This is a genomic window from Burkholderia sp. E168m23 (assembly GCF_016586125.1).
In the GTDB taxonomy this organism is placed as follows: Bacteria; Pseudomonadota; Gammaproteobacteria; order Burkholderiales; family Burkholderiaceae; genus Burkholderia; species Burkholderia orbicola.
In genome coordinates, this window is the sequence record NZ_BCPP01000805.1 from 1 (window position 1) to 3,393 (window position 3,393).

At 66.0% G+C, this 3,393-nt stretch carries 1 protein-coding gene and 1 pseudogene; one reads left to right on the plus strand and one right to left on the minus strand.

Annotated features, from left to right (window positions below):
- Window positions 1-138: 138 nt before the first annotated feature.
- A pseudogene (locus tag JMF90_RS29940) lies at window positions 139-2,350 on the minus strand (hypothetical protein).
- A 397-nt stretch (window positions 2,351-2,747) separates the two neighbouring features.
- On the opposite strand from JMF90_RS29940, the gene JMF90_RS29945 reads away from it, so the two are divergent.
- On the plus strand, window positions 2,748-3,393 hold a 646-nt coding region (locus JMF90_RS29945; protein ID WP_201325802.1), incomplete at its 3' end, for a bifunctional 2-polyprenyl-6-hydroxyphenol methylase/3-demethylubiquinol 3-O-methyltransferase UbiG.

Here is a 3,393-nt window from a genome sequence, read left to right on the forward strand (position 1 = left end):
GCTACCACCAGACTTTACCGTACTGGTCAGTACTGAACATACAAGCGCACGGCGCGCGGGATGCATCGAAAAGCCCGGTTGGCGACCTGCCACCGGGCTTTTTTCATGCGGGTCGCGCACGAGGTCAGCGCGACGGAATCAGCGTGACGCGAGCGGATTCTTGCGCCCCATGTCGACGACCAGCGTGCCGTCCGGCAGCATCCGCACCGAGCCCTGCGCGACCTGGCTGCGATAGCCGTACAGGTCGAACCGCATCGGGCCGGCCTCGGCCGAATTCCGGATCAGCGCGCGCACGTTCAGTTCGAGCACGTTGAACATCTTCATGTCGCCGCCTTCCATCCACATGTAGCTCGGTGCATCGATCTGCGGCCGCTTCGGCGCGGGCGTGCCCGCCGCGCGCCGGAACGTGAGCCGCAATCCGTCGGGTTCGACCGTCGCCTGGGCTAGCTTGCCGTTCAGCACGGGCGGCGGAAACACGGTGTACTGGTCGAGCACGAGCGTGTCGCCGCGCAGTTCCGCACCGCGCCGCTGCAATGGCGTCAGCGACGCGAGCTCGATACCGAGCGAGCGCAGCAGCGTCGCCTGCGGGATGCCGAGCACCGACACCTGAGACGGCTTGAAGGCGAGGTGCCGATCATCGAGCACCGTCAGCGAGCCCTTCATGTCGGTCGGCAACCAGACGCCCGGTACGTGATTCCACAGCTTGATGCCGCCCTGGACGCGCAGGTTCTGGCCGTCCGCGCTCAATTGCAGGTCGTTCAGCGAACGCGGCGAATAGTCGAGCAGGTAGTTGTTGAAGAGCGCCGACATCGCCTTCCACGACTCGACGACCGTGCCGCCGAGAATGCGGATGTCGTACTGGTTCGGATCGTCGAGATCGACGGGTTCGCCCGGGCGCTTCGACACGAGTTCCACGTCGAGATCCTCGACGTGAAAGCCGATATCGCCGGACAGGTTGAAGTCGACGTTGCGCAGATGGATCGTCGGGTTGCGGTTCGACACGTGCCGCTCGTTGAACGGCGTCGTCGACGTGCGCCGCATCGCGACCTTCTGCATGCCGGGTCGCGCGGCATCTGCGGCGAGCGCGTACGCTTCCCAGTGCTGGCGCACGTCGCGCAGCGCATTCTGCTGCGCGGCGAGGAAGCTGTCGTTCAGGCGCGCGGCCGCGTTGCCGAGCAGTGCGCCGCTGGCCGGGCCTGCATACGAAGGCATCCGGATCGCCATCGCGCCGCTTTCGTCGAAGTTGAAGTAGCCGGCCGACACCTGGTCGCGATAGTGATACAGGTCGAACACGAACGTCTGGTCGCGCTTCGACGCGTCGAGCGGGCCGATCAGGATGTCCGCGTTCATCGGCATCGAGCGCATGAACTTCACGTCGCCACCGCGGATATACATCGCTTGCTGCGGTGCGTTCGCGGGCATCGCGAAGCCGGCACGCGAGCCGTCGTCGAGCTTCAGGTCGAGGCCCGCCGGCGTCACGCGCACGGCGGTGATCGTCAGTTTCAGGCGCGGCGGCGGCATCAGCTTGTCGACCGCCATCACAAGATCGTCGCCGGCGAGTTGCGCGATCGGGGGTCTGCACCTTCAGCAGGTCGGCCATTTTCACGTTGGCCGCGCGCATCACCGGCTGTGCGTTGAGGCCCGACACGCGCACGCCGGTCGGGCGGAACACGAGCTGGCTGCCGTCGCGGATCGCGAGCGTGCCGGTCAGCGAGAACGGTACCCAGCCGTCGCGCTGCATCTCGCCTTGCAGATGGATCACGCCGTCGCCAGCCCATACCGCGAGCTTGCGCAGCGGCGCGTTGCGATAGCCGAAGATGTAGGTGTTGAAGAGGGCGGTCAGCTTCGCGTTGTCGAGCGTGACCGTGCCTTCGTGCACGTCGATCTCGAAGCTCGTCGGATCGTCGAAGACGATCGGTGCGCCGGCCTGCGTCGGCACGAGCGTGGCCGACAGCTGATGAATGAAGAAGCCGAGGTTGTTGACGATGCGGAAATCGACGTCGCGCAGGAACGTCATCGCGCCGTTCTGGCCCGAGTCGCGCAGCGTGAATGGCCGCGGCTGCGTGAGGCTGATCGATGCGAGCGACGGCACGGTGCGCGCGATCTGCTGCTCGCGCGCGAGCCGCTCGGCCTTGGTGCGCTCGATCTTCGTCGATGCGATGGACGTGTTGCTGTCGCGCTGCGCGGCCGATTCGGCGCAGCCGGCGCAGAGCAGGGCGAGCGCCAGCGCGCCGCAGCCGAACATGCGGGATGTCGTTTGCGATCTTGGGGCGACCGTGCGTCGCAGGCCGGAAAACCAGTCGAAAATTGCCAAAGGCGAGCGATGGCCGCGCCGGACCGTATTCCGCATCGTCTGTCTCCATGTCTTGTCTTGTCTTGATCGACGGCGGCGCGCGCCACTGCACGGCGCGAGCGTCGATGCCGTGCAGTGTGTCATAGCGTGCTAGAGCGGCGTTACCAAACAACGGGCGCCTGGACGCGATGTGCCGGCGGACTGCCGGACAATGGATTCGCGGTCGACGAGCCGCTGAATCAAACGGTCGTTTGGTTTGTCCGGGCCGTCGCTCGACGTGTTTCGAAGCGCCCCTGAAAATCCGCGGCCGCCCTTGGCCGGCGCGGGTTTCACCGGATGCCGAAGCGCCGCGGCCCCGGGCATCGACGGATACGATCGGCGGCAGCGGCGAGGTAAGATCGGCATCAGTGGCGGATTCGACATCACAACACGGCAGCCATCACGGGGAAGCACCATGGACCTGAAGGAAGTCGACGTACTCGGTGCGGGGGTGGGCGATCACTGGTACTACGCGTCGAAGGCGAGCGCGATTCGCCGGTTCCTCGGCGCATCGGGCGCGAACCGGATACTCGACGTCGGCGCGGGCTCCGGTTTTTTCTCGAAGCATCTGCTCGAGCGCACGCAGGCGACGGAAGCATGGTGCGTCGATACGAGCTACGCCGACGACAGCGACGGCGAGGCGGCCGGCAAGCCGATCCACTTTCGGCGCGCCGTCGATCGCTTCGATGCCGATCTCGTGTTGCTGATGGACGTGCTCGAACATGTCGACGACGACGTCGGACTGCTGACCCAGTACGTGACGGGCGCGCCCTCGGGTAGCCGGTTCCTGATCACGGTTCCCGCGTTCCAGTTCCTGTGGAGCGGCCACGACGATTTCCTCGAGCACAAGCGCAGGTATACGCTCGGCGGCCTCGAGGACGTGGTCCGGCGTGCGGGGCTCGACGTCGAGCACGGTGCCTATTATTTCGGCCTCACGTTTCCGCTCGCGGCCGCATTGCGGCTCGGCGAGCGGGCGCGTTCGCATCCGCGCGAGCCCGAGTCGCAATTGCGCCGCCATCATCCGTTCGTCAACGGCTTGCTCAAGACGATCTGTCGTATCG